Source organism: Rhodococcus sp. 5A-K4 (genome assembly GCF_046097995.1).
GTDB lineage: Bacteria > Actinomycetota > Actinomycetes > Mycobacteriales > Mycobacteriaceae > Rhodococcus_F > Rhodococcus_F erythropolis.
Genome location: NZ_JBJURM010000020.1, coordinates 1 through 24554, shown reverse-complemented (window position 1 = coordinate 24554; position 24554 = coordinate 1). Strand labels below are relative to the sequence as shown.

Below are 24554 nucleotides of genomic sequence, written 5' to 3'. Positions count from 1 at the left end.
ACGGTAATCCAGGACACTGGAGCGGTGACTGCGGGTGCGAACGTGAATGACATCGAGACGGTACTGCTCCTCGGCGGACGAAGTGAGATCGGCCTCGAGATCGCGGTCAGGCTCGCGCCGGGCCGCAACATCGTTCTGGCTGCCAGACGCAGCGGCGAGCTGTCGGAGCAGGAGCAGATGCTCAGGAACGCCGGAGCGGTCGGCGTCTCCACCGTCGAGTTCGACGCCGACGCCGTCGACACGCACGGAGACCTCCTGGAGGCCGTAGTCGCCGAGCACGGTCGGATTTCGGTTGCAGTGCTGGCCTTCGGAATTCTCGGCGATCAGGCGCGTGCCGAAACCGACGCGGCGCATGCGGTCGCGGTGGTGCACACCGACTACGTGGCGCAGATCAGCATCCTCACGCACCTCGCGGAGATCATGCGCCGACAGGGAACCGGAAAGATCGTGGTGTTCTCGTCCGTCGCCGGCGTTCGGGTTCGCCGCGCCAACTACGTCTACGGGAGCGCAAAGGCCGGCTTGGACGGTTTTGCCAGCGGTCTGGGCGACGCGCTGCACGGTTCGGGCGTGCAGTTGATGCTGGTACGGCCAGGGTTCGTCATCGGGAAGATGACCGAGGGAATGTCGCCTGCCCCGATGTCGAGCACTCCGTCGCAGGTCGCCGACGCCGTCGTACGGGGACTGAACTCCGGGGCGACTCGGGTGTGGGTTCCGCGAATTCTGCAGCCGGTGTTCTTCGTCATGCGGCTTCTGCCTCAGACGATCTGGCGCCGGATGCCGCGATGACCGCACACCCGGTGGTGATCGTCGGCATCGGCGCCGACGGCTGGGAAGGGCTGTCCGAGAGCGCGCAGGGTGCAATCCTCGGTGCGGAGGTCCTGATGGGGTCGCCGCGCCAGCTGGACTTGGTCCCGGCGGCACATCTCGGGGCACGGCGTGCGCCCACCAGGCTCACCTGGCCGTCTCCGATGATTCCGGCGTTGCCGTCGATGTTCGCCGAGAACGCGGACCGCAAAGTATGTGTGCTCGCCAGCGGTGACCCGATGTTCCACGGCCTCGGCGTCACGTTGGTCCGGCTGCTCGGCGCGGACAACGTGCGAGTGATCTCGCACCCGTCGTCGGTGGCGTTGGCGAGCGCGCGAATGGGATGGGCATCGGCCGAGGTCGACATCGTGAGCCTGGTGAACCGAGACTCGGCGACCGTCTTGGCGGCAGTGGTCGATGGCGCGCGCCTCTTGGTTCTGAGCAACGGGCGCTCGACACCGGGGGAGGTGGCACGTCTGTTGGCCGGCGCGGGCTTCGGACGATCGACTCTGACTGTACTGGCCCAGCTGGGCGGGGCCGAGGAATCGCGGACCGTCACGGTGGCGGACGAGTGGGATCACGCGGACGAGGACGTGGACGCGTTGAACGTTCTGGCCGTCGAGTGCATCTCGGTCGATCATCCGTTGCGGCTGACTCGAATCCCGGGTCTACCGGATGCTGCGTTTGTCGGCGACGGTCAGATGACCAAGCAGGAGATCCGCGCATTGACGTTGTGTGCACTCGCACCGGCGCCGGGAGAACACCTCTGGGACGTCGGCGGAGGGTCGGGCACCGTCGCCATCGAGTGGATGAGAACCCACCCGCGTTGCACTGCAACAGCATTCGAGAAAGTGGCGAGCCGGGTATCGCAGATCGGTGCCAATGCACTCAATCTCGGCGTGCCTGCGTTGGCAGTGAAAGGGACCGCGCCCGAGGCGTTTGCGGAAGAGGTTCGGCGTCCCGATGCGGTGTTCGTCGGCGGCGGCGTCACGCAACCGGGAATGCTCGAAGCGTGCTGGGAGCAGTTGAGCGTGGGCGGGCGTCTGGTTGCCAACGCCGTGACCGCCGAGTCCGAATCGTTGCTGCTCGGCTGGATGAGTCGCCAGGGTGGGACGCTGCGACGCTTTCAGGTGCAGCGCGCCGAGCCTTTGGGCGCGTTCAACGTTTGGCGACCGCAACTTCCGGTGGTCCAATGGTCCGTCACAAAAAGTCAGCCGTCTGCAGGCGCAGGCACAGATACGCCGGAGGAATCCACACAATGACCGTTCATTTCATCGGTGCGGGTCCCGGTGCGGCAGATCTGATCACTGTCCGCGCGCAACGCATCATCGCTGCGAGCCCTGTGTGCTTGTACGCCGGCAGCCTTGTCCCAGCGGAGTTGCTCGAGTGGTGCCCGGTCGGGGCGCAGGTCGTGGACACTGCTCGCCTGAGCCTGGACGAGATCACCGCGATCCTTGTCGAAGCGCATTCGGCCGGGCTGGACGTCGCGCGTCTGCATTCCGGTGATCCGTCGATCTTCAGCGCGGTAGCCGAGCAGGCTCGTCGCCTGGACGCCGCGGGTGTCGATTTCGACATGATTCCCGGTGTTCCTGCATTTACCGCGGCCGCCGCAGCGCTGAGGCGTGAGCTGACCGTCCCAGGCGTCTCGCAGACCATTGTTCTCACCCGAGTCTCCACCTTGTCGACGGCAATGCCGGAGGGCGAGGATCTGCGGTCCCTGGGCCGCAGCGGCGCAACGATGGTGGTTCACCTCGGCGCTCATCGCATCGAACAGATCGCATCCGAGTTGGCCGACAATTACGGCGAGGACTGCCCGGTGGCGGTCGTCGCCTTCGCCTCGCGGCCCGAGGAGATCGTTGTTCGAGGCACTTTGAAGACGATCGTCGAACTTGTTCATGCAGCCGGCATCACGAAGACGGCCGTTGTGATCGTGGGCCGAGTGTTGACTGCTGAAGGATTCCCGGACAGCTATCTCTACTCGGCGGCGCGTGAGAGAAGCACACACTGACCCCGACGGGTACTCGTCGTCGCGTGCTCTTGCTCGGCGGCACGGGTGAAGGTCGAGTGATCGCTTCTCGGTTGGCCGATTCAGCCGACCTCGAAGTTGTCACATCGCTGGCCGGCCGGGTTCGTGATCCTCGATGGCCGGAGGGGGAAGTGCGCATCGGTGGGTTCGGGGGAGCCGACGGGCTCTCGGAGTGGTTGTCGGCCAACGATATTCGTGCAGTGCTGGACGCCACACATCCGTTTGCCGCTCGCATCACCAAAAATGCATTCGACGCGTGCCGCGCAAATTCCGTTCCGTACGCCATGTATCGACGCCCCCCGTGGCGCGAGCAACCCGGCGACACCTGGCTTCCGGTACGCGATCTCGATCACGCCGCAGAATTGGTGCCGACGATCGGCTCACGCGCTTTTCTGACGATCGGGAGGCAAGGAGTTTCGGCGTTCGACCGCGTGAAGAACGTCTCGTTTCTCGTGCGTTCCATCGATCCGCCTTCAGGGACATTGCCGCCTCATTCGCAATTGCTGCTCGCACGTGGCCCATTCGACGTCGAAGCGGAAGTCGATCTGATGAGAACTCACGGCGTCGACGTCGTGATCACCAAGAACAGTGGCGGCGAGCAGACGTACGCAAAGATCGCCGCCGCCAGGCAATTGTCGATCCCGGTGATCGTCGTCGAACGACCACCGATCCCGGCGACCGCTCCGGCATTCGACACCGAAGCCGGGGCGGTGGACTGGCTCACGGCTTTCGGTAGTGGAACGGCGCTGTGAGGCCGACATCGCGTTCGCTTCAGGTTCGTCTAAGGTTCCGTGACCATACTGGAGGGATGTTGGGATCTTTCGACGCCGCACTGCGGGACCGCGCATGAGAGTGTCGGTTCCCGGAATGAGCCGTCGAAAACCATCGGGAATTCACGTGCGGACGCTCCATGCGCGCGTGAAATTGCTGACTGCAGGCCTGGTGGCGATCGCGGTGATCGTGTCGGCGTCGGCGGTGTACATCGTGTTCAACGCGTATTTGCAAGGCAACGTCGATCGACAACTCGAGCGCACGAGTGACGCGATCACCGACACCGTCAATTTCGGCGGTGTCACACCGGTTCTGGGATTGACGGCCGGCGCGGATACAGCGGTCATCCAGGCGGTGGGGCTTCTCACTGCCGACGGCGCCTTGGTGACGGCGACTCCCGGTCTGCCGCCGTTCAGCACCAGCGCAGACGCCATCAGGTCGATCGCAGACGGCAATTCGTCGCAGACGATCGCAACCGTCGATGCGTATCGAATTCTTGTCGAGCCCTCGGTTGCGGGCCAAACTTTGGTTGTCGCCCAATCCTTGGGGCCGACCCGTTCGGTCCTCAAGCGACTCGCAGTGGTGTTGGCGGCACTCGGGGCGGCCGGCATCGCACTCGCCTATGCGGCCGGAGATGCTGTGGCACGCACAGGATTACGACCAATTGCGCGACTCACTGCGGCAACGCGGCGGGTTGCCGAAACGGATGATCTTGCGCCGATTCCGGTGACCGGCGACGACGAGTTGGCGTCGTTGACAGTCAGTTTCAATCGGATGCTCGGGACGTTGTCGGAATCGCGGGCGCGCCAGAGAAGTCTGATCACCGAAGCGGGCCAGGACCTTCTGGCTCCGTTGACTGCACTTCGCACCAATATCGAGTTGTTGATGTCTTTCGATACCAAGTCCGGCGCGATTTCCGAGGCAGATGCAACGCAGTTGCGTGAGGAAATCACGGACCAGATGATGGAGTTGACGCTCCTCGTCGGAGAGTTGGTGGACCGTGCGCGGGTTGACGAAAGCACGTTGGGGAGAGGAGATTCCCTCTAAATCGGACGTCTGACCAGCGCCTTTGTTGCATTCGTAATTGAAGCAATGGAAGGAGCGCTGGTAATGTGGGGCAATTGTGAAGTTTTTGGGTATAGCTGGAGTGTGGCGCGAACCGTGGGGTTTGCTGGGCGGGGGCCTTTGGAGGACGAGAGGGATTCAGTGGTCAAGCAAGCACGCGCCGAGCTGACTCGGCAGCAAATCGTTGCCGGCGCGGCCGCGCAGTTCGAGAAGACTGGTTACGGCAGCACCAGCATGGCCGACATAGTCTCGGGGGCCGGTACTACCAAGGGCGCGTTGTACTTCCATTTCGCGTCGAAGGACGAGCTCGCGCAATTCATCATTGCCGAACAGCATCGGCTCTCGATCGAATCGGTGCAGGCGATTTCCGCGACGGGCAAGGACCCGTTGGAACAAATGATCATGCTCACGCACGAAATGGCACGTCAGATTGTCGACGAGCCGATCGTTCGCGCGGGCATTCGCCTGACGCTGGAACTGAGCACGTACGAGGGGCCGGTGGAACCGTACGCCGAATGGATCTCGGCAATCACCGATCTCACCGCCAGAGCTCAGGCGGAAGGTGAAATCCGAAAATCGGTCAGTGCAGAATCGTTCGGCAGGTTCATGCCCTCGGCATTCACCGGAGTACAGCTGGTTTCGAACGTTCTCACCCGACGCTCGGACCTTCCGGATCGTGTCGACGAGATGTGGCAGATCCTGCTTCCGGGAATCGTCAGCGACGAACTTTCCGGTGACATCGAGCGCCTCGTCAAGTCGCGGTGGACTCCGGCGGCGGCGTAGCCTGCGGGACATGGCCGTCACGCGGATAGTTTCGGATCTGTCGAGTAGTTCACTCGAGGCCGCGCAGCGCTTCTACACCGAAGTGCTGGGCCTCGAAGTTGTCATGGATCACGGGTGGATCGTGACGTTGGCTTCGCCGACGGATCCGTCCTTGCAGATCAGCGTCATGACGCACGACGCTCATGCCCCCGTCGTGCCGGACGTCTCCGTCGAGGTGGACGATCTCGACGCAGCGTACGAGGCCGCGGTGCAGCGCGGCGACACGATCGTCTACCCCGTCACCGAGGAGCCGTGGGGTGTGCGCAGGTTCTTCGCTGCCGACCCCGACGGTCACGTGATCAACATCCTCAGCCACCGACGCGAGCAGTGATGGTGTCCGGCCCGGGCGGACTGACGTACCTCGAGGTGGGCGCGACGGCAGGCGTTCTCCCCGCTGGCTATCACCACGTTCACGAGAGCGCGATCGTCGGATCCGGACGTGAAGATTTCGAGGTCGCAGCTCGTACCGTCCTGGAATGGGGAATGCACCGCGGAGCCGGTCTGACCGTCCGTACGGCAGCCCCGACCGCGGTGGCAGGTCAGGATGCGACTTTCGGACTCGGTCCGGTGACTATCCCGGTTCGGATCGTCTATGTCGTCGACGACCCCAATCGCAAGGGCTTCGCGTACGGAACCCGCGCAGGCCACCCCGAATGCGGGGAGGAATTGTTTGCCGTCCAGTTCGACGAGACCAGCCAAGCGGTTCGTCTCGAGATCGTCGCATTCTCCAAGCCTGGAACGTGGTGGGTACGTCTCGGCGCTCCGATCGGACGTCGAGTTCAGGCGATTGTGACGCGCCGCTACATCCGTGCCGTCCGCGCGAGCGTCGACCGATCGCGGGTTTGACCCGTTGTAGGCGTCAATTCAATCCAGCGTACGAGTGCAATCCCGACACGACGTAGTTGATTGCAAACATGTTGAAAAGCATGGTTGCGAGCGCAGCAACATTGATCCATGCCGCACGCATGTTCTTCAACCCTGCGGTAGCGCGCGCATGGAGGTACGCGGCATAGAGAACCCAGGAGATGAACGAGACCGTCTCTTTGGGGTCCCAGCCCCAGAAACGTCCCCACGCGGCTTCCGCCCAGATCGCCCCGCAGATCACCCCGAGGCTGAACAATGGGAACCCGACGACCGTTGTTCGGTAGGCCACGCGGTCAAGCAATTCGGATGACGGCAGTCGTGCCGCAATCCAACGCAACGCGCGTTTCTTCGACTGCGGACCCACCTCGGCAATCATGAAAAGTGCGCTGACCGCACTTGCGAACGTAAGGATGCCGGAGGCGGCGACGATGATCGTGACGTGCACGCCGATCCAGTACGAACGAAGAGCGGGTACGACCGGCGCTGCCTCGGCATACATGCTTGCGGCGGCGACGAACAGAAGCACCACGGTGGGTGACAGAACGAAGATGGTCAACGATCGAATCGGGTACCGCCGCAGAATGACCAGCCAGCATGCCACCAATGCCGCGCTGAGGAAAAGCGCGTACTCGTAGAGGTTTCCGAGAGGCCATCGGTGCGTCGAGATGCCGCGAAGTGCAAGCGCGGTGACGTTGAGGACCAGGGCGACGACGATGAGAGACATGGCAGCGCGACCCGCACGATGGGCGCGGGTTCGATTCGGCGGCAATGCGATCCGGCCGGGCAATGCCGGATTCGATGCACTTCCGGCATGTGCGAGTGCCGGTCGCACCGTGGCAGAGAGGGGTGTGCTGGAGAAGTCGACGACGGAAAGAACCAGGGCGAGAACGTAAATCGCGAAAGACGACGCGAAGGCGTAGTCGCTGTACTGCACGAGAACTGGATCGACCGACATCAGGCTCCTCATAACGACCGGTTGGTTGTCGTTTGGAATCTACTACACACGATCGTAGAACTGGCAGGGCCGTCTGTCGGATCAGTGGTCCGGAAAATGATTGGACGAGCTTCGGTTGGGGTTGATAGCTTGTGCGAGACCGTGACAACACGCCAGGAGGTGAGACCCATGAACGCTGTAACCATGTGGGTGCTCCCACTCGTGTTCACGGATCGGCGATTGACGTAGGTGTCGCCGGGAGCGCCTCGAGTAGGCAATCCCGAAAGGTAACACCATGCAATCCAATTCTCAGACCATCGAATTCACTTCCGAGACGACGTTGAACGGGGTCGTCGAACGCCATTTCACTCTGGACGACATCACCGGTGTGCTCTGGTCACCCGCGTCCGGATCTGTCGAATCACCCCTTCTGCTGTCCGGGCACTCCGGCGGCATGCACAAGAAGGCACCAGGACTGGTTGCCAGCGCACTCCACAGTGTGAGCTCTCACGGGTTCACAGTCGCCGCGATCGACGCGCCCGGACATGGCGACCGGCCGCGAAACACACAGGACGAACAGTGGGTCGAGGCGATCCACCAGGCTAGGGCGGCCCACGAGCCGATCGCCCCGATCGTCGTCGAGTACAACCGATCGTTGGCGGAGCGTGCAGTGCCGGAATGGCAGGCGACCATCGACGCTCTGCAAACGCTGCCCGACGTCAACGCCGACGCTCCGATCGGCTTCGGCGGCGTGTCGCTAGGGGTCGTGACCGGGCTCATGTTGGCCCCGGTCGAATCCAGGATCGCTGCCGTGAGCTTCGGGGGAGTTTTTGTGGACAGCTCCCTCCTCGCGGCAGCGCGAAAGCTCACGGTCCCGGTCGAGTACCGGATCCCTTGGGACGACAAGGATTACGACCGCACGTCAGGGGTGGCGTTGTTCGATGCCTTCGGCTCGAAGGAGAAGACGCTGCACGCCTACTCGGGCAGGCACTATCCGGTGCCCGACTACGAGCGAGACAGTTCGGCTCGGTTCTTCGCCCGCCACCTCGGCGGGAGCGGTGGCGCTCCTGTGAGCTGACGTGAACACGTATCGGCGTCCGGCCTGTGTCGGACGCCGATGCGATTTCGATCCTTCGCTCGCTAGTAGCCGTCCAGCTTGGCCATTTTTGCTGAGGCGCGCGAGGGTGCGCGCAAGCATGGCCCTCGACCGGGGGTGCTTACAGCTCGAGGTGCAGTGCCCGTGGAATAGGGGGCCAGAGTGTTCGATAGCGACGAGTGGTCCTTACGGTCCGCCGGGCGGAACGAACTTGTTCGTGATCCAGTTCGATGCTTCGATCTCGTCGAGGATTGTCCGGAGAACTTCGGTGGCTAATGCTCGTGCTGTGCCGAGTATCCGGTCAATACCGAGCACCGAACAAGACTGGAAACTCTTCTCGCGTCCGAACTGAGGCGACGACATGTGGTTTCAACCGCGCATGTCCAGCCATGCGTCGACTACCCGTCCGATACCTGACCCGGGGGCGGTATTTGAGTGGGCCGATATCGCACGGCGACTGCACCCGACTGGAACTCGTGGCGATCGACGAGCTCAAGCTGGATGCGCTCGCGCAGACCGGCAAACAACGTCGGTCCGTGTCCGGCGAGGACCGGTTGCACAAGGAACTCGTACTCGTCGATCAGTCCCAGGTCTGCCAATGCCAGGGGGAGTGTCACGCCGCCAACCCACAGGCCTTCGCCGGGCTGCTCCTTGAGTCGCTGAACTGCTGGCCCCAAGTCGCCCAGCACCAGGTCGGCATTCCAATCGACCCCGCTCAACGTGCTCGACACGACGTACTTCTTCGCCCGGTCCATTGCCTCGGCGAACGGGATCTCCCACTCGTCCATCCAGTCAGGCCACGTCCCCGTTGCGGGCCGCCGCCACGTCGACTCCATCATCTCGTAGGTCACCCGGCCGAACAGCAAAGCATCGGCTCGTTCCATCTGAGCGGTCCAGTAGCGCATCGACTCCTCGTCGGGTGGAAGCCCCGCCTCGTGATGGCAGCAGCCGTCGAGAGTGACGTTGATCGAGTATCGAAGTGGTCTCATCTCGTTGTTCTCCCCTGATACGCGCAGAGTGACAGCACCGGACCGTACTCAGACTACTGCCGGGCCGTCGGTGTAGATCAGGTTCGGGACCTGGAGTCACGCGGGGGTCGACCGAACAGCAACCAGACGAGCGCACCGAGTACAGGCACCGCGATCACCAGTGCCGACCACCAGAATTTGCCGCCCGAGCGGTCGAAGTCGGTGCGCACGATCGCCACGAGCGCGCTAATCGTGATGAAGATCCAGGCAAGAACGAAGACGGTGAAGGTGATGTCCGCCCATAGTGAAACGGTGGGGTTGTGGATCGATTCGTTCACGCTTCCAGACCACTTTCGACGACTGTGCCTTGATGAAACAACACGCTCCATCGATTCTCGGCGAACCGCCAGATGGATGATCGCTCGGTGACACGATGCGCCTGCGCCAGCCGGTACGTCACCAGATACGTGTCAGGCGCGATCCTGCTCAGCGCTGGCTGGTCAACCGTCCACCCGAGTTCGGCGGCGTCGTTCACTTCGCCGCGGAGTCGCCGGCTCGCGACGACCGATTGCACGTAATCGCGGGTGTATCGCGCACCCGAGGCTCCGATCTCCCGGAACTCCGGGTCGACGACCGCATCGAACTCGTCTCGTGACATCGCTACTCGAGTTCGGTGAAACAGAGGTTCGAACTCCATCAACTCGTCGAGGATCGGGCGAAACTCGTGCGGGGTCGTCACGACTGCTCCGAGAACTGCGCCCTCATCTCGATACCTATCTCCGCGTGGCGCAGGAGGAAGGCCTTCTCGTCATACCCCTTGCGCCGCAACCAGAGAGTGACCTCGCTGTTGCATTTGCTTGCATTGCACGAGCGGCACGCCGGTGCGATGTTGTCGAGCGTGTAGCGCCCACCGCGGGAGATCGCCAGCACACAGTCACGCTGCGGCGACTCGTCCGGCTCGCCGCAGTACGCGCAGACACCCCAGGCCGCTTTGAGCGCGGACCACTGCTCGACGGACAGGTCGTGCTCCACCAGATCCATTCGGCGTTTGCGTTTGCGCGCGTATCTGGCTTTCCGGGTCCGGTTGACGGGCATGACGCCATGCTATCGCCGAGTGGTGGTCACTCCGGGTAGCGCCGCGGGGTGAACACCTGACGGCCCGAACCGGTTTCGACGACCGTCGTCATCGATGAGCCGACGATCAGCAGCGTCCGCATGTCGATCTCGGAAGGCTCGAGCTCGCCGAGGGTTACGACGCGAACTGATTCCTCGGCGCCGGCAACATCGCGCCCGATGACAACAGGAGTCTCAGGGGAGCGGTGCTCGAGCACGAGGTCTTTCATGGCTTGGACCTGCCACGTCCGGGACTTCGACGCCGGGTTGTAGACCGCAAATGCCATGTCTGCGGCTGCAACTGCCGAGATACGGCGCGCGACGACATCCCACGGCTTGAGGCGATCAGACAACGAGAGCACCGCATAGTCGTGCCCGAGGGGAGCGCCGACGCGACTGGCGACAGCGTTTGCCGCCGTCATACCGGGAAGGATGCGGACCGGGACGCCGCGCCACTGGTCTTCGGCGGCAACTTCGAGAACTGCTGCAGCCATGGCGAATACGCCGGGATCTCCCGACGAGACGACAGCTACACGGGCGCCGTTCTTCGCCAGGTCCAACGCCATCGCGGCGCGTTCGGCTTCGACGCGGTTGTCGCTGGAATGGCGCCGCTGGCCCGGACGCGTCGGCACGCGATCGACGTACGGGCCGTAGCCGACGAGGTCGGTGGCCAACGAAAGCTCATGCGCCACTTCAGGTGTGGTCCAGGCGGTGTCGCCCGGTCCGAGTCCGACCACGACCACCTCGCCGCGGGATTCGGTTGCTGGTCGAGGGTTGTTCGACGGGCTAGGAACGATGGCGATCGAGAAGTACGGAACTCCGTCCGGGTCGACCTCGGCAGCGGATTCGACGCGTTGACGTGTGGTGCTCGCGCGCTCGACGTAGTGCGCTTCATCCAAGCGGCCGGAATCCTCGAGCGATTGCAGGACCGGGGGGAACGTACGTCCGAGCTTGAGGATGGCTGCGGCGTCGGTCTCCTTGAGTCGCCTGGTCAGCTCGGCCTGCGGCAACGTTCCGGGCAGGATCGTCAGGATCTCTTCACCCTCGACCAGCGGCTTTCCGAGTGCAGCAGATGCCGCGCTGACGGAGGTCACGCCGGGAATCACTTCGGCGTCGAAGCGATCGGCCAGCCTCTTGTGCATGTGCATGTAGGAGCTGTAGAAGAGCGGATCGCCGGCGGCGAGCAACGCGACGGTTCGACCGGCCGCGAGGTGAACTGCCAGCCGTTCGGCAGCCGCTTCGTAGAATTCGTCCATCGCGCCCTGGTATCCGCCGGGATGATCAACGGTCTCGGTGGTCACGGGGTAGACGAGGTGTTCTTCGATCTGTCCTTCGCGCATGTACGGCGCTGCAACTCCGCGGGAGATGCTCTTGCCGTGCCTCGCGGAGTGGAACGCAACCACATCGGCCTCGCCGATGACGCGGGCGGCCTTGACGGTCACCAACTCGGGATCGCCGGGGCCGATACCGACACCCCAGAGCTTGCCTGCACTCATTCGACTTCGCTCGCAATCGCATTGACGACGGCCGCGGTGATCGCGCTGCCGCCGCGTCGGCCGCGGAGAACGAGATGATCGATCCCGCTGGCGTGTTCGATGAGGGCTTCCTTCGACTCGGCAGCGCCGATGAAGCCGACCGGACCTCCGACGATGGCGGCCGGACGGGGTGCGCCGGCTTCGATGAGGTTCAGGAGATGGAACAGTGCGGTGGGTGCGTTTCCGATCGCGACAACAGCGCCCTCGAGCTTGGCTCCCCACAGTTCGAGAGCAGCCGCCGAGCGAGTGTTGTCGATGGTCGACGCCAGCACGGGAACCCGCGGATCGCCGAGGGTGCAGATGACGTCGTTACCGGCGGGCAGACGCTTGCGCGTGATGCCGGCAGCCACCATCTGGGCGTCGCAGAAAATCGGCGCGCCATCGCGCAGAGCTGCGCGCGCAGCCGAGACGACACCGGGTGTGAAGGCGACGTCGTCGACGAGATCGACCTGGCCACTTGCATGAATCATGCGCACTACAGCTTGCGAGACATCCGCCGGGAAACGGCTCAGGTCGGCTTCGGCCCGAATGGTGGCAAAGGACTGGCGATAGATTTCCGCGCCGTCACGGATGTACTCGATCATGTGCCACACGATAGAGGCATCACCGATCGGCCGGATTCACCCGGTAACCGTCACCCGTCGCAATCACATCCGCTACGTCCCCGCGGGGACGTCCGCAGCTGCGGTCGCACCCGGCCCAGTGCTGGCGCCCGACGACGGGCAGTTCTGCCTGCTCGACGGCGGTGATTGCGTCGGTGCGCACATCGGCGAGCGACTTCTCGCATCCCGGGCTTCCGGTGCAGGCGGTGACGTCGAGCCACGGTGAGTTCTCGTCGAAGATCAACCCCATCGGCGCCAACACCCGGACTACCTGCTCGGCAGCCCATTCGTCGAGGTCGAAGATGTGCACCGATCGCCACGGCGTCACGACAACGGGCTTGTCGACGGCGGCCAGGAACTCGGCCAGCCGAGCGTCCAGCAGCCCGAATCGCAAGCCTCCGCCCAGGGCTACGGTCCCGTCGCGCTGCTCGAGCCAGCCGATGGTGGGCCGTGCATCCGGCGTGAGGTCCGCCGCACCGGTGGACTCGGCGCTCAGACCCAGCTGCTCGAGGGTGCGTTCGATACCGTCCGGAACCTCGGCCAGGCGCCAGTGCTTGTCGCGGACGTCGAGGAATGATCGAGCCGCCTCGAGGAGCAATTCGACGGCGTCGTCCGCCTGGACGCGGTGAGTGGTGTGGTGACCGGCGAGCACCAGTGAATGTTCGGTGGCACTGCGCGCGTGGAGCCCGAAATCGCCCCGTAGCCCAGTGATGTCTCCGCGCCCGTCGTCAAGGGTGAACAGGGTTCGCCCTGGCAGGTCCGCCAATGCCTGATCCGCTTGGATCGCCGAATCGAGACGGTGGACCAGTTCACGAATGTCGGCTACGCCCCCGATACGGCCGGACAGTGGGGACGCGAGGATGTTGCGCACTCGCTCGTGCGTCGCGGACGGCAGCAGACCGGCCGACGCGATTCGCGCTGCGAAGGCTTCGGGGTCCGAGACCGAGCGCAGTTGGACGTTGCCCCTCGAGGTGAGTTCCATCTGCCCATTGCCGAGATCGCGCGCTGCGTCGGCGAGCGTCTGCAATTGGACCGGGGTGAGGAGTCCGCCGGGTAGGCGCACGCGTGCCAGTGCGCCGTCGGCGGCGTGGTGAACTTGCAGTGCACCCGGGCACGCGTCTGGCTGTGAACGGTCCGTGGGCATGGCTCCAGGGTACGACCTGTCATGAGTGCCTTCTGCGGACCGGTAGCATCACCACCACCAGTGACGGCAGTTGAGGAAACCGGTGAAAGTCCGGTGCGGTCGCGCCACTGTGAGTGTTGCTCGAGCGGGACGTGTTTCCGCTCGGAAACACGAGTCAGACCCTCAACCGCCGTCGATGACAGATCTGTGCCACGGGGCGCGAAACCCCAGGAAGGCTTCACCCGTGATTCTTCTGCTCTCCACGTCCGATACCGATCTGCTGAGCGCCCGCGCCAGCCAGGAAGCCGGCGACGGCGTCTCCTATCGCTGGGCCAACCCCTCACGCTTGCTGGTCTCGGAGGACTTGCCGCCCTTGCTCGACGGCGTCGACCTCGTGATCGTTCGTATCCTCGGCAGCCGTCGCAGCTGGGAAGACGGCTTGGAGATGGTCCTCGCCTCCGGACTCCCCGTAGTCGTTCTCGGCGGCGAGCACGCGCCGGATGCCGACCTCATGGAGTGCTCGACGGTCTCCGCCGGTGTTGCTGCCGAGGCGCACAACTACCTGGCCGAGGGTGGCGCACAGAATCTGGCACAGCTGCACCACTTCCTCTCCGACACCGTCCTGCTCACCGGCCACGGTTTCGAGCCGCCGGCTCACCTGCCTGCCTGGGGCATCGCTGATTTCGCGCCCGATCTCGACTCGGCGAGCGGTCCGGTCATCGCAGTGCTGTACTACCGCGCCCAGCATTTGGCCGGAAACACCCGGTACATCCAGGCCTTGTGCGACGCGGTCGCCGAGGCCGGTGGCACCGCGCTGCCGATCTACTGCGCATCTCTGCGAACCGCAGAAGCCGAACTTCTGAGCACGCTCCGCCGCGCCGACGCTATGGTCGTGACAGTTCTTGCTGCCGGCGGCACCAAGCCCGCCACCGCGTCCGCCGGTGGGGACGACGAAGCCTGGGATGTCGCCGCACTCGCTGCACTCGACGTCCCGATCCTGCAGGGGCTGTGCCTGACCAGTAGCCGCGCCACCTGGGACGAGAACGACGACGGACTGTCGCCTCTCGACGTCGCGACGCAGGTGGCGGTGCCGGAGTTCGACGGTCGCATCATCACCGTCCCGTTCTCCTTCAAGGAAATCGACTCCGACGGGCTGTCCACGTACGTCCCCGATGTCGAGCGCGCTGCCCGTGTCGCCGGTATCGCCGTCCGTCACGGCAAGCTTCGTCACATTCCGACCACCCAGCGTCGCGTTGCTCTGATGCTCTCGGCGTACCCGACCAAGCACGCCCGTATCGGCAATGCCGTCGGCCTCGACACTCCGGCGAGCGCAATCGATCTGCTCACCGAAATGCGTTCTGCCGGTTATGACCTCGGTCCGGTCGACGGTCCTGACGCAGTTCCCGGTCTGGCAGCCAAGGACGGCGATGCGCTGATCCACGCCCTGATCGCGGCCGGCGGACAGGATCCCGACTGGCTGACTGCCGAGCAGCTCGAGGGCAATCCGATCCGCATCTCGGCAGCGAAGTACCGCGACTGGTTCGCCACTCTGCCCGAAGAGTTGCGCAGCGGAGTCGAGGAACACTGGGGCACAGCGCCCGGCGAGTTGTACGTCGATCGCTCGCAGGATCCGGACGGCGAAATCGTCATCGCGGCACTGCGATTCAACAACATCGTCCTCATGGTCCAGCCGCCACGGGGATTCGGTGAAAAGCCTGTCGCGATCTACCACGACCCGGATCTGCCGCCGAGCCACCACTACCTCGCGGCCTACCGCTGGATCGCTGCCACCCCGGACAACGGCGGATTCGGCGCCGACGCCGTTGTGCACCTCGGCAAGCACGGCAACCTCGAATGGTTGCCGGGCAAGACGCTCGGCATGTCCAGCAACTGCGGCACCGACGCAGCGCTCGGCGACCTGCCGCTGATCTACCCGTTCCTGGTCAACGACCCGGGCGAGGGAACACAGGCCAAGCGTCGTGCTCACGCGACGCTCGTCGATCACCTGATCCCGCCGATGGCCCGTGCCGAAAGCTACGGCGACATCTCCCGCCTCGAGCAACTGCTCGACGAGCACTCCAACGTTTCCGCACTCGATCCGTCCAAGCTCCCGGCTATTCGCCAGCAGATCTGGACACTGATGCGTGCCGCCAAGATGGACCACGACCTCGGCCTCGCCGAGCGGCCTGAAGAAGACGTGTTCGACGACATGCTCCTGCACGTCGACGGTTGGCTGTGCGAGATCAAGGACGTCCAGATCCGCGACGGTCTGCACATTCTCGGCCGTGCACCCCAGGGCGACGCCGAAATCGAACTGGTCCTCGCCATGCTGCGTGCCCGTCAGATGTGGGGCGGCGAACAGAGCGTCCCCGGTTTGCGTGAAGCACTCGGGCTCAGCGAAGACGGCGACGAGTCGCGCAGCCGTGTCGACGACGTCGAGGAAAAGGCGCACGCACTGGTTCGCGGCATGTACGACGCCGATTGGAACCCCGCTGCGGCAGAACAACTCAGCGACGACGAGACCGTCGTGAAGATCCTGCAGTTCGCGGCCACCGAAGTGGTTCCGCGTCTTCGGCAGACCGACAACGAGATCAAGCAGGTCCTGCACGCGCTCGACGGCGGATTCATCGCCGCGGGTCCGAGTGGGTCACCGCTCCGCGGCCTGATCAACGTTCTTCCCACTGGTCGTAACTTCTACTCCGTCGACCCCAAGGCAGTTCCTTCACGCTTGGCATGGGAGACCGGTCAGGCGATGGCCGAGTCGCTCGCCGCTCGCTATCTCGCCGATCACGGCGAATACCCGCGCTCGGTGGGTCTGTCGGTGTGGGGAACCGCCGCCATGCGTACCTCCGGCGACGACATCGCCGAAGTGTTCGCGCTCCTCGGTGTTCGCCCCGTCTGGGACGAAGCAAGCCGACGCGTCGTCAACCTCGAAGTCATCGATCTCGAAGAACTCGGCCGCCCGCGCATCGACGTCACCGTCCGCATCTCCGGATTCTTCCGTGATGCGTTCCCGCACGTGCTCGCACTGCTCGACGACGCCGTTCAGCTGGTCGCGGCACTGGACGAGACGGACGAGCAGAACTACGTGCGCGCCCACGCACAGGCCGACCTTGCCGAGCACGGCGACGCCAGGCGTGCGACCACCCGTATCTTCGGTTCGAAGCCCGGAACCTACGGCGCCGGACTGCTGCAACTCATCGACTCCAAGACCTGGCGCGGTGACGACGACCTCGCCGAGGTGTACACCAACTGGGGCGGCTTCGCGTACGGCCGTGGGCTCGACGGAATCCCGGCAGCCGACGACATGCGCAGTGCTTACCGTCGAATCAACGTGGCGGCCAAGAACACCGACACACGTGAGCACGACATCGCCGATTCGGACGACTACTTCCAGTACCACGGCGGCATGGTTGCCACCGTGCGCGCGCTGACCGGAAAGTCGCCCGAGGCATATATCGGCGACAGCACTAGGCCGGAATCGGTTCGCACACGCACACTTTCGGAAGAGACCGCACGTGTCTTCCGGGCGCGCGTGGTCAATCCCCGCTGGCTCGACGCGATGCGCCGTCACGGGTACAAGGGTGCCTTCGAGATGGCAGCCACGGTCGACTACCTCTTCGGGTACGACGCCACCACCAACGTGGTCGCGGACTGGATGTACGAAAAGCTCGCCGAGACCTACGTTCTGGACGAGCAGAACCAGAAGTTCATGACGCAATCCAATCCGTGGGCACTACACGGAATCGCCGAGCGGCTCCTCGAAGCCGCCGAGCGCAACATGTGGGAGCACCCCGAGCAGAAGACACTCGACGGCTTGCGTCAGGTGTACCTCGAAACCGAAGGCGAACTCGAGGGGGAGTAAACCTCGAGAATCATCAGCAGGTCCGGGCGCTGAAGTGTTTCAGCGTCCGGACTTGATGATCTGAGCGATGTTCCGCTCCGCCAGAGCAGTGATGGTCAGTGACGGATTGACGGTGCCGGTGCTGCCCGGAATGGCAGCGCCGTCCATCACGTACAGGCCGTCGTAGCCCTTGACTCGCCCGTAGCCGTCAGTGGCCTTGCCCAGAACCGCACCGCCGAGGGGATGGGCGGTGAACGAGGAATTGACGTCTTTCGCGAACGGCAAGGCGGACGGCAGCGTGGTGCCGGCGAAGGCCATCTTGTTCTGGACGGCGCGCAGGGCCTCGACGGTGGCGTCGTTGCCGTTCTTCGGCCAGTTCAGCACCACCCGATCGTTGCCCCCGTCGTAGGCGAAGTCGGCGCGCTGCGAATCGAGGGTCATACCCAAGGTTCCGAGCATGCCGATGTTGACGGGTAGGCCGGGGACGTACCAGTTTTCCAGGGAGAGGGGCATTCCCGACTCGTCGACGATGCGTGATGCCGACGGTGCGGCTTGCGCAGTGCCGTCACTGAAGCCGAACGAGCGCACCATCCCGGCGTCGCCGTTCGTTCCCCAGCCCTTACCGACGTGTTCGTTGAGGTTCGGCAGCGCGCCCGTCGCCTGGGCGCGTACCAGCAGTTCGGAGGTGCCGATCGAGCCGGCGCCGAGGAACAGACGGTCACAGGTAAGAGTCTTCCGGGCCAGAACGCCACCCGTCGGATCCGTCGATTCGACGTCGACGACGTAGCGTCCATCACGTTCGCGACTGATCGCGAGCACCTGATGTCCGTAACAGACGGTGGCTCGTCCGGTGGCTTCGGCGGCGGGAATGTAGTTCTGTGTGAGGTCGAACTTCGCGCCGTTGGAGTTACCCATGTTGCTGTCACCGACAGTGGCCGAGGCTCGGGTTCGGCCGTCGAGTTCTGAGCGCACCACGTCCCAGTTCCAGATCCCGTCGATCCGCTGCGGATCGAATCCGGCACGACGAGCGTCCTGATCCCAACGACGCGAGTGACCGAAATTCGGGGTTTGGTAAATGTCTTCGGGCAACGGGCTCAGACGCAGCATCTGGCGCACCTTGGGGTACCAGGTGGACGCCATCTCGTCGTAGTCGAGGGAGTTGCCGAAGACTGCGTCGAAGAATCGGCGCTCGGGCGCGATCATCACGCCGGTGAAGATGATGGAACCACCGCCGACTGCAGCGCCGCGCCAGACCGAGATGTGTTCGTAGTCGGTGGCATCGAGGACGCCGCTGAAGTAGTCGCACACCACCGGGAGTCCGGTGAGGTTGGTGAACGATGTGCGCCGGAAAACTCCGCGGCCGTCGGCCAGCATGTCGGAGGTGTGAATCTCCCGCTGCGGATCATGCGGCCATCGGAGTCCGCGTTCGAGGATGGTGACCTGGGTGCCGCTCTGCGCCAACCGGAGAGCGGTCGCGCTGGCGCCGAAACCTGACCCGATGACGATGGCTTCGGAATGTTCCGGGGGAGTGGGCGAGGGTACGAACAACTCGGGGACGAGTGCGCGGTAGTGATCGGCACCCATCGGTAGCGCACGCAGAGGCGCGGGGGCGGCGTGGCTGATCGAGGTCGACATGAGCGGTGTCGCGACTGCAACTGCTGCCCCCACTCCGGCCGCTTTGAAAAAGTCACGACGCTGCATGTCACGACGCTGCATGTGTTTGTTCGACTCCCCAATTCGATGATTTGCCTCAGAATAACTCGAGATGGAGTTTGGGGACGAAACGGCATGTTGAATGCGCACAGAAACCGGATAAAACGTGCATAAGTGGCATGTTTCAGCCGATTGCGGAAGGTCGCCGGATAGTCGCCGAGGCTCATCGGTGTCCAGTGAGAGGTTCCCGCCCCTATCCTCGAGGAGTGAACTCCGACTTCAAGCGCGTCTCCGAGGCCAAGTACGTCCTACTCACTACCTTCCGCAAGGACGGAACGCCGGTGGCGACGCCGCTCTGGGCCGCGCCGGACGGCGACAAGCTCCTGATGTGGACCGTCACCGATTCCTACAAGGTCAAGCGCATCACGCGAAACCCCTTGGTCACAGTCGCCGCGTGTGACGCGCGGGGAAATCCGAAGGGTGAACCGGTTGCCGCCGTCGCCGAGATCCTCGACGCGCCGGGCACCGATCATGCTCGCGACGCGATCGCGCGTCGCTACGGAATCCTTGGCTGGATCACCATGAAAGGCAGTCTCCTGCGCCGCGGCAAGACCGGAACGATCGGACTTGCCATCACTGCAGCTTGACCGCGTCAGTTGCCGAGCAGATCGTCCAACGCTGAATCGAACCGCGGATAGGTGAAGGGGAAGCCGTTGTCCGTCAGCACTTTCGACACGGCGTGACGACCCGTCAGGCCCAAGGCAGCGTTTCTGCGCAGCAGGAACGCGCCGAATCTGACCATGACAGCGGGCGTCGGCGGCGCAGGTGGCCGGTGAAGGTGCTTGCGCAGCCCGGCCATCAGTTCTGAATTGCGGACGGGATCCGGGGCAGTCGCGATGACCACCCCCGAGGCAGCCGAATCGGGTTCGAGGGCCCAACGAACGATCGACAGCCAGTCGTCGATGTGAATCCAACTTGTCCATTGTCGCCCTGACGCAACGCGTCCGCCCAGACCGAGACGTACGAGCAACAGGAGTCGCTCGAGCGCCGGTGTGCCCTTCTCCAATACGACGCTGGTTCGCAGGATCACTACTCGTGACGTGTTTGCTCCCTCGACCGCTGCCTCCCAGTCCTTTGCGACGTCGGTCATCTGAGGTGGTCCGTCAGCGAGTGGGGAAGCCTCGTCGAGTCGGGTCTCTCCGGCGTCGCCGTAGATTGCGAGCGTGCTCGCCTGGATCCACACCGGAACAGGGTGCGCCAGTAGTTTCGACGCTTCGACCAGTGCGCGGGTCGGATCGACTCGGGAACTGGTGAGCAGTGCGATGTTTGCCGGGGTGGGTCGGCGATCGACCAACTCGCCGGCGAGGTTGATCACCGCGGCGCCGTCGAGTTCTCCTGCCCAGTCGCCGACCGTGACACCGTCCCACTGAACCTGCCTGTGCCTGCCGGGTTTCGGTGACCGAGTCAGGACCACGACGTCATACCCGCGGTCGGCGAGATCGTCGCTGATTCGGCGGCCGAGAGCGCCGGTACCGCCGGCGATCACGACCTTCGTCATCACTGCGCCTGGCTGACCGAGGACATGTGGAAGTCGGGAATCCGCATCGGCGGCATGGCCGTGCGGGTAAACCAGTCTTTCCACTCGCGGGGAAGCGTGATCTCGGTGCGTCCAGCCTCGGTGACCCGCCGCAGGAGATCGAGCGGACTCTCGTTGAAACGGAAGTTGTTGACGGCGCCGACGATCTCGCCGTCCTCGATCAAATACACCCCGTCACGGGTGAGTCCGGTCAACAGCAGCGTCGTCGGATCCACCTCACGGATGTACCAGAGGGTTGTGAGCAGTAGACCCTTCTCGGTACCTGCGATCATGTCCTCGATCGAGGTGGCGTCACCACCGGTCAGGATGAGATTGTCGCCGGGAACTGCGACAGGTCGACCGAACTCTCGTGCAGCGTGGCGCGGGTACGCCAGCGCATTGACGACGCCGTCTCGGACCCAGTCGACGGGTTCGATCTCCATACCGTTGTCGAACAGTGAAACGGATTCACTCGACGACGTCGTGATCACGAACGGCGCGGACTGCAAGCCCTCGGCGCCGGGGTCGGAGGTGAGTGTCAGTGGCAATCCGAGCTTCTCGCCGATCCGGGTACCACCGGTGGTGGAAAGTGCGGTGTGGCCCTCTTCGGCGCCGCGCCCCTCCATGGTCCACATCAGATAGATCATCAGGTCCGCGACAGCCGAAGGCGGAAGAATCGTCTCGTAGCGGCCGGCGGGCAGACTGACCGAATTTTCCGCCCAGTCGAGTCGAGTGGTCAACTGCGACAAAAGGTTCGGCACTGAAATGTCAGTGAAATCGACAGTTCCGGATCCGACCCAGGCGCTGGCGTCGCCGCGCTTGCCGTTGATCTCCACGGAGCCGGTGGCCTGAGCCGTTCTACGTCGCACGCCCGTCGAAGTTCCGAGCCAGGTGGTGTGCAACTGGTGGTGAGCGAAGCCGAACAACTGGTCGTCACTGTCGAAGGCCGTGGACAGGTCGGCAGCCAACTGCGCAAAGACACCGATGTCGGTCAGGGCGGCCGGCAGGTCCCAGTCGGTCTCTGCCGCCGACTGCGTGATCAGGTCGGACGCGTCGTCAGCCGGAGTGGCTGTGCGCGCAGCCTGTTCGCTTGCCTGTACGAGCGCAGAAATCTGCTCCGGATCGACACTGCTGGAACTGACAGTGCCCACCTTCGCGATGTCACCCTCGCGCACGATCGAGATCACCGTCCACGTCCGGGACAGCGAAACTCCGTTGGTGGTCATCGAATTGTTGGCCCACCGCAGCGACGCCTCACTCGCATCGGTCACGATCACCAACGATTCGTCTACCGTCCTCGCGGCCAATGCACGCTCGACGACCTGCTGCGGATCGATCACTGCTGAGCCTCCGAACGAGTATTGAGGATGTTGACTCCGCGGAACAGAGCGGACGGGCAGCCGTGGCTGACCGCCGCAACCTGACCGGGTTGCGCCTTGCCGCAGTTGAATGCGCCCTGCAGGCGCCAGGTCGACTCACCGCCAACGGCTTCCATCGAGCCCCAGAAATCCGTCGTCGTCGCCTGATACGCCACGTCACGCACCTGACCGTCGAGCTTTCCGTCACGGATCTTGAAGAACCGCTGACCGGTGAACTGGAAGTTGTAGCGCTGCATGTCGATCGACCAGGACTTGTCACCGACGACGTAGATGCCGTTCTCGACTCGCGAGATCAGGTCTGCGGTCGAGGTGTCCGTAGAAGGGTCGGGGGAGAGCGAGACGTTGGCCATTCGCTGGATGGGAACGTGATGTGCGGAGTCGGCGTACGAGCAGCCGTTGGAACGCGTCAGCCCCAGCCTCGGCGCGAACACGCGGTCTAGTTGATACCCGACCAGTGTTCCCTCTGCCACCAGATCCCACCGTTGAGAGGCGACGCCGTCGTCGTCGAACCCGACGCTGGCCAGGCCGTGCTCTTCGTTACGATCGGCGGTCACGTGCATGAGTGGCGTTCCGTACTTCAGCGTTCCCAGCTTGTCCGGCGTCGCGAACGACGTACCGGCGTAGGCCGCTTCGTAGCCGATCGCCCGGTCGTATTCGGTGGCGTGTCCGATGGATTCGTGGATCGTGAGCCACAGATTGGTCGGATCGATCACGAGATCGGTCGGACCTGCTTCGACAGTGGGTGCCTTGGTCTTCTCGGCCAGCCACTCCGGGATCTGCGCGAGCTCATCACCCCAGTTCCACGTGCTCTGCGCCCCGAGGTACTCCCATCCGCGACCTACCGGCGGCGCCAAGGTGCGCATCGATTCGAAGCTGCCGGCCGACTTGTCGACGGCGGTCGCCTCGAACTCGGGGTGCAGACGCACCCGTTGCTGGGTGATCGACGAACCGGCCAGATCCGCGTAGAAAGTTTGCTCCTTGACCTGGAGGACACTCGCCGTGACGTGATCCACGCCGTCAGCGGCTTGAAGCCGTCCGGAGTAGTCGACCAGCAGCGCTACCTTGTCGGCCGTCGGTGTCGCGAAGGGATCTTCGAGGTACGGGGACACCCACGTCGCGTCGGCATAGACGGGCTCGTCGGCGAGGGTGACCGGATCCCGATTGAGCGAGCGTAATGCCTTCGCAACCTCGACCGCTTGGCGTGCCAGCGCAGCCGCGACGTCAGGGGATACCTCGGCGTGCGAGGCGAATCCCCACGTGCCGTCGACGATCACACGGACGGCGACCCCGATCTCGTCTCCGTCGGACACCGCCTGAACTACGCCGTCGCGCAAGCGGATCGACTGTGTGAGCACGCGGTGGACACGAACATCGGCGTGCTGGGCGCCGGCTGTTCTCGCTGCCGACAGCGCCGCATCAGCGACGGCTCGCAGCGGGAGGGCGAGGAAATCTGCATCGACATCTCGGGTGACGGTCACGCACACGACGCTAGCCGACGACCGCCGATCTCAACCGAACTGCTGCCATCCGAGGCGAATCACCATGGCGATCACGACCACCAACAGCGTGATCCGGACGAATCCGGATCCCTTGCTCAGCGCCATCCGCGAACCGATGACCGCGCCGAGAACGTTGCACACCGCCATCGCCAAACCCAAACTCCACCAGACATGCCCGGTGACGGCGAAGTAGGCGAGCGCGCCGAAATTGGAACCGAGATTGATCACCTTCGCCATGGCTGCGCTTCGAACGAATTCGGTTCCGAGGAAGGTGGCGAAGCTGATGATGAGGAAAGTGCCGGTGCCGGGTCCGAGCAGACCGTCGTAAAGCCCGATGAGTCCGGCGGAGAGCAGCAAGACGAGGACGGTCTTGCGCTGCGTCGGACGATGAGTGGCGATCGTGGTGCCCAGCGTCGGCCGCATTGTCACGAAGACGGCGACAGCGACGAGTACGACCATCACGATCGGAATGAAGTACTTCTTGTCGATCAGTGAAACGGCCGCCGCCCCGCACGCGGACGTCACCGCTGCCAAGGCGGCTGCCGGCGCCATCTGCCGCCATTGCATCGGGATTCGACGCGAGAACGTGTACACCGCAGCACTCGTCCCGGTGAATGCCGTCAGTTTGTTGGTGGCCAGTGCGGCCTGCGGGGTCAATTGCGGGGCGACCAGAAAGAGTGCGGGCAACAGAATCAATCCGCCGCCGCCGACGACGGCGTCCACCCAACCCGCCGCCGTTGCTGCCGTCATCAGCAGTCCCCAATCAGCAATATCCACGGCGGTGACTCTTTCACAGCTGTGACACTCTTGATCACATGCGGAGGTTCAGCCTGTGGCTGCGAGGAAAGCCGATGATCGCGGACAGCGCGCTGGCGCTCGT

The 24554-nt window shown here is 64.0% G+C and carries 25 protein-coding genes and 1 riboswitch; of the genes, 11 read left to right on the top strand and 14 right to left on the bottom strand.

Annotated elements, in window-relative coordinates:
• Nucleotides 1-24 precede the first annotated feature (24 nt).
• The 8 genes from ACKAMS_RS23405 (at nt 25) to ACKAMS_RS23370 (ending at nt 6334) form a co-directional block, all read left to right on the top strand.
• On the top strand, nt 25-786 hold the full coding sequence (locus tag ACKAMS_RS23405; protein WP_020969664.1) for an SDR family NAD(P)-dependent oxidoreductase: 762 nt from the start codon (nt 25-27) through the stop codon (nt 784-786).
• A complete protein-coding gene (locus ACKAMS_RS23400; RefSeq protein WP_047888149.1) occupies nt 783-2066 on the top strand; it encodes a bifunctional cobalt-precorrin-7 (C(5))-methyltransferase/cobalt-precorrin-6B (C(15))-methyltransferase in 1284 nt (427 codons plus the stop codon). The genes ACKAMS_RS23405 and ACKAMS_RS23400 overlap by 4 nt, the downstream gene beginning before the upstream one ends.
• Nucleotides 2063-2812 carry a precorrin-4 C(11)-methyltransferase gene (cobM, locus tag ACKAMS_RS23395; RefSeq protein WP_019748502.1) on the top strand — a complete coding sequence of 250 codons (750 nt, stop codon included), beginning with the start codon at nt 2063-2065 and terminating at the stop codon, nt 2810-2812. Before ACKAMS_RS23400 ends, cobM begins: the two co-directional genes overlap by 4 nt.
• Nucleotides 2813-2835: 23 nt before the next feature.
• Nucleotides 2836-3582 carry a cobalt-precorrin-6A reductase gene (locus tag ACKAMS_RS23390; RefSeq protein WP_047888151.1) on the top strand — a complete coding sequence of 249 codons (747 nt, stop codon included), beginning with the start codon at nt 2836-2838 and terminating at the stop codon, nt 3580-3582.
• Nucleotides 3583-3748: 166 nt separating this feature from the next.
• Nucleotides 3749-4648, top strand: coding sequence for a HAMP domain-containing protein (locus ACKAMS_RS23385; RefSeq protein WP_225320034.1), 900 nt, complete (start codon nt 3749-3751; stop codon nt 4646-4648).
• 159 nt (nt 4649-4807) lie between these two features.
• Nucleotides 4808-5449: a ScbR family autoregulator-binding transcription factor gene (locus tag ACKAMS_RS23380; protein WP_019748499.1), complete on the top strand. Its 642-nt coding sequence runs from the start codon at nt 4808-4810 to the stop codon at nt 5447-5449.
• A gap of 10 nt (nt 5450-5459) precedes the next feature.
• On the top strand, nt 5460-5819 hold the full coding sequence (locus tag ACKAMS_RS23375; RefSeq protein WP_019748498.1) for a VOC family protein: 360 nt from the start codon (nt 5460-5462) through the stop codon (nt 5817-5819).
• Entirely contained in the window at nt 5819-6334 is a 516-nt protein-coding gene (locus ACKAMS_RS23370; protein ID WP_408989606.1) for a DUF1990 domain-containing protein, read from the top strand. The genes ACKAMS_RS23375 and ACKAMS_RS23370 overlap by 1 nt, the downstream gene beginning before the upstream one ends.
• A gap of 13 nt (nt 6335-6347) precedes the next feature.
• Here the strand turns inward: ACKAMS_RS23370 and ccsB are convergent, their stop codons facing one another.
• Nucleotides 6348-7307 carry a c-type cytochrome biogenesis protein CcsB gene (gene ccsB / locus ACKAMS_RS23365; RefSeq protein WP_408989605.1) on the bottom strand — a complete coding sequence of 320 codons (960 nt, stop codon included), beginning with the start codon at nt 7305-7307 and terminating at the stop codon, nt 6348-6350.
• 274 nt (nt 7308-7581) lie between these two features.
• Here ccsB and ACKAMS_RS23360 point away from each other — a divergent pair, with 274 nt between their 5' ends.
• On the top strand, nt 7582-8364 hold the full coding sequence (locus tag ACKAMS_RS23360; protein ID WP_046378575.1) for an alpha/beta hydrolase: 783 nt from the start codon (nt 7582-7584) through the stop codon (nt 8362-8364).
• A 204-nt stretch (nt 8365-8568) separates the two neighbouring features.
• Here ACKAMS_RS23360 and ACKAMS_RS23355 read toward each other — a convergent pair whose 3' ends face one another.
• The 8 genes from ACKAMS_RS23355 to cobG all read right to left on the bottom strand — a co-directional run bounded on the left by ACKAMS_RS23355 (nt 8569) and on the right by cobG (nt 13744).
• On the bottom strand, nt 8569-8697 hold the full coding sequence (locus ACKAMS_RS23355) for a hypothetical protein (RefSeq protein WP_259120830.1): 129 nt from the start codon (nt 8695-8697) through the stop codon (nt 8569-8571).
• A gap of 83 nt (nt 8698-8780) precedes the next feature.
• On the bottom strand, nt 8781-9371 hold the full coding sequence (locus ACKAMS_RS23350) for a dihydrofolate reductase family protein (RefSeq protein ID WP_259120831.1): 591 nt from the start codon (nt 9369-9371) through the stop codon (nt 8781-8783).
• 77 nt (nt 9372-9448) lie between these two features.
• Nucleotides 9449-9688: a PLDc N-terminal domain-containing protein gene (locus ACKAMS_RS23345; protein WP_408989604.1), complete on the bottom strand. Its 240-nt coding sequence runs from the start codon at nt 9686-9688 to the stop codon at nt 9449-9451.
• Nucleotides 9685-10089 carry a hypothetical protein gene (locus ACKAMS_RS23340; protein ID WP_259120832.1) on the bottom strand — a complete coding sequence of 135 codons (405 nt, stop codon included), beginning with the start codon at nt 10087-10089 and terminating at the stop codon, nt 9685-9687. Before ACKAMS_RS23340 ends, ACKAMS_RS23345 begins: the two co-directional genes overlap by 4 nt.
• Nucleotides 10086-10445: an HNH endonuclease gene (locus ACKAMS_RS23335; protein WP_259120834.1), complete on the bottom strand. Its 360-nt coding sequence runs from the start codon at nt 10443-10445 to the stop codon at nt 10086-10088. Before ACKAMS_RS23335 ends, ACKAMS_RS23340 begins: the two co-directional genes overlap by 4 nt.
• 26 nt (nt 10446-10471) lie before the next feature.
• Nucleotides 10472-11959 carry a precorrin-3B C(17)-methyltransferase gene (cobJ, locus tag ACKAMS_RS23330; RefSeq protein WP_029255380.1) on the bottom strand — a complete coding sequence of 496 codons (1488 nt, stop codon included), beginning with the start codon at nt 11957-11959 and terminating at the stop codon, nt 10472-10474.
• Nucleotides 11956-12582 carry a precorrin-8X methylmutase gene (locus ACKAMS_RS23325; protein WP_007729839.1) on the bottom strand — a complete coding sequence of 209 codons (627 nt, stop codon included), beginning with the start codon at nt 12580-12582 and terminating at the stop codon, nt 11956-11958. Before ACKAMS_RS23325 ends, cobJ begins: the two co-directional genes overlap by 4 nt.
• A gap of 19 nt (nt 12583-12601) precedes the next feature.
• On the bottom strand, nt 12602-13744 hold the full coding sequence (gene cobG / locus ACKAMS_RS23320) for a precorrin-3B synthase (RefSeq protein ID WP_020969650.1): 1143 nt from the start codon (nt 13742-13744) through the stop codon (nt 12602-12604).
• A gap of 74 nt (nt 13745-13818) precedes the next feature.
• A riboswitch (cobalamin riboswitch) is annotated at nt 13819-13904 on the top strand.
• Nucleotides 13905-13967: 63 nt separating this feature from the next.
• Here cobG and cobN point away from each other — a divergent pair.
• Entirely contained in the window at nt 13968-17588 is a 3621-nt protein-coding gene (gene cobN, locus ACKAMS_RS23315) for a cobaltochelatase subunit CobN (RefSeq protein WP_408989603.1), read from the top strand.
• Nucleotides 17589-17627: 39 nt separating this feature from the next.
• Here cobN and ACKAMS_RS23310 read toward each other — a convergent pair whose 3' ends face one another.
• Nucleotides 17628-19283, bottom strand: a complete 1656-nt coding sequence (locus tag ACKAMS_RS23310; RefSeq protein WP_408989602.1) for a GMC oxidoreductase — start codon at nt 19281-19283, stop codon at nt 17628-17630.
• A 203-nt stretch (nt 19284-19486) separates the two neighbouring features.
• Here ACKAMS_RS23310 and ACKAMS_RS23305 point away from each other — a divergent pair, with 203 nt between their 5' ends.
• Nucleotides 19487-19867 (top strand): PPOX class F420-dependent oxidoreductase, encoded by a 381-nt coding sequence (locus tag ACKAMS_RS23305; protein ID WP_197942236.1) that lies wholly within the window; start codon nt 19487-19489, stop codon nt 19865-19867.
• Nucleotides 19868-19872: 5 nt separating this feature from the next.
• Here ACKAMS_RS23305 and ACKAMS_RS23300 read toward each other — a convergent pair whose 3' ends face one another.
• The 4 genes from ACKAMS_RS23300 to ACKAMS_RS23285 are packed head-to-tail and all read right to left on the bottom strand — an operon-like array spanning nt 19873 to nt 24451.
• Nucleotides 19873-20778: a TIGR01777 family oxidoreductase gene (locus tag ACKAMS_RS23300; protein WP_408989601.1), complete on the bottom strand. Its 906-nt coding sequence runs from the start codon at nt 20776-20778 to the stop codon at nt 19873-19875.
• Complete coding sequence (locus tag ACKAMS_RS23295; protein ID WP_029255375.1) at nt 20778-22136, bottom strand: metallopeptidase TldD-related protein; 1359 nt, start codon at nt 22134-22136, stop codon at nt 20778-20780. Before ACKAMS_RS23295 ends, ACKAMS_RS23300 begins: the two co-directional genes overlap by 1 nt.
• The gene (locus ACKAMS_RS23290; protein WP_021344293.1) at nt 22133-23653 is read right to left on the bottom strand and encodes a TldD/PmbA family protein; all 1521 of its coding nucleotides are present in this window, start codon (nt 23651-23653) and stop codon (nt 22133-22135) included. The genes ACKAMS_RS23295 and ACKAMS_RS23290 overlap by 4 nt, the downstream gene beginning before the upstream one ends.
• 30 nt (nt 23654-23683) lie before the next feature.
• Nucleotides 23684-24451, bottom strand: a complete 768-nt coding sequence (locus ACKAMS_RS23285; protein WP_080910376.1) for a TSUP family transporter — start codon at nt 24449-24451, stop codon at nt 23684-23686.
• Nucleotides 24452-24554 lie beyond the last annotated feature (103 nt).

Excerpts from the sequence above, each read along its gene's own strand:
- ACKAMS_RS23400 (WP_047888149.1), top strand. The coding sequence starts at position 783 with ATGACCGCACACCCGGTGGTGATCGTCGGCATCGGCGCCGACGGCTGG.
- cobM (WP_019748502.1), top strand. The coding sequence starts at position 2,063 with ATGACCGTTCATTTCATCGGTGCGGGTCCCGGTGCGGCAGATCTGATC.
- ACKAMS_RS23375 (WP_019748498.1), top strand. The coding sequence starts at position 5,460 with ATGGCCGTCACGCGGATAGTTTCGGATCTGTCGAGTAGTTCACTCGAG.
- ACKAMS_RS23370 (WP_408989606.1), top strand. The coding sequence starts at position 5,819 with ATGGTGTCCGGCCCGGGCGGACTGACGTACCTCGAGGTGGGCGCGACG.
- ccsB (WP_408989605.1), bottom strand. The coding sequence starts at position 7,307 with ATGTCGGTCGATCCAGTTCTCGTGCAGTACAGCGACTACGCCTTCGCG.
- ACKAMS_RS23360 (WP_046378575.1), top strand. The coding sequence starts at position 7,582 with ATGCAATCCAATTCTCAGACCATCGAATTCACTTCCGAGACGACGTTG.
- ACKAMS_RS23350 (WP_259120831.1), bottom strand. The coding sequence starts at position 9,371 with ATGAGACCACTTCGATACTCGATCAACGTCACTCTCGACGGCTGCTGC.
- ACKAMS_RS23335 (WP_259120834.1), bottom strand. The coding sequence starts at position 10,445 with ATGCCCGTCAACCGGACCCGGAAAGCCAGATACGCGCGCAAACGCAAA.
- cobJ (WP_029255380.1), bottom strand. The coding sequence starts at position 11,959 with ATGAGTGCAGGCAAGCTCTGGGGTGTCGGTATCGGCCCCGGCGATCCC.
- ACKAMS_RS23325 (WP_007729839.1), bottom strand. The coding sequence starts at position 12,582 with ATGATCGAGTACATCCGTGACGGCGCGGAAATCTATCGCCAGTCCTTT.
- cobG (WP_020969650.1), bottom strand. The coding sequence starts at position 13,744 with ATGCCCACGGACCGTTCACAGCCAGACGCGTGCCCGGGTGCACTGCAA.
- ACKAMS_RS23310 (WP_408989602.1), bottom strand. The coding sequence starts at position 19,283 with ATGCAGCGTCGTGACATGCAGCGTCGTGACTTTTTCAAAGCGGCCGGA.
- ACKAMS_RS23300 (WP_408989601.1), bottom strand. The coding sequence starts at position 20,778 with ATGACGAAGGTCGTGATCGCCGGCGGTACCGGCGCTCTCGGCCGCCGA.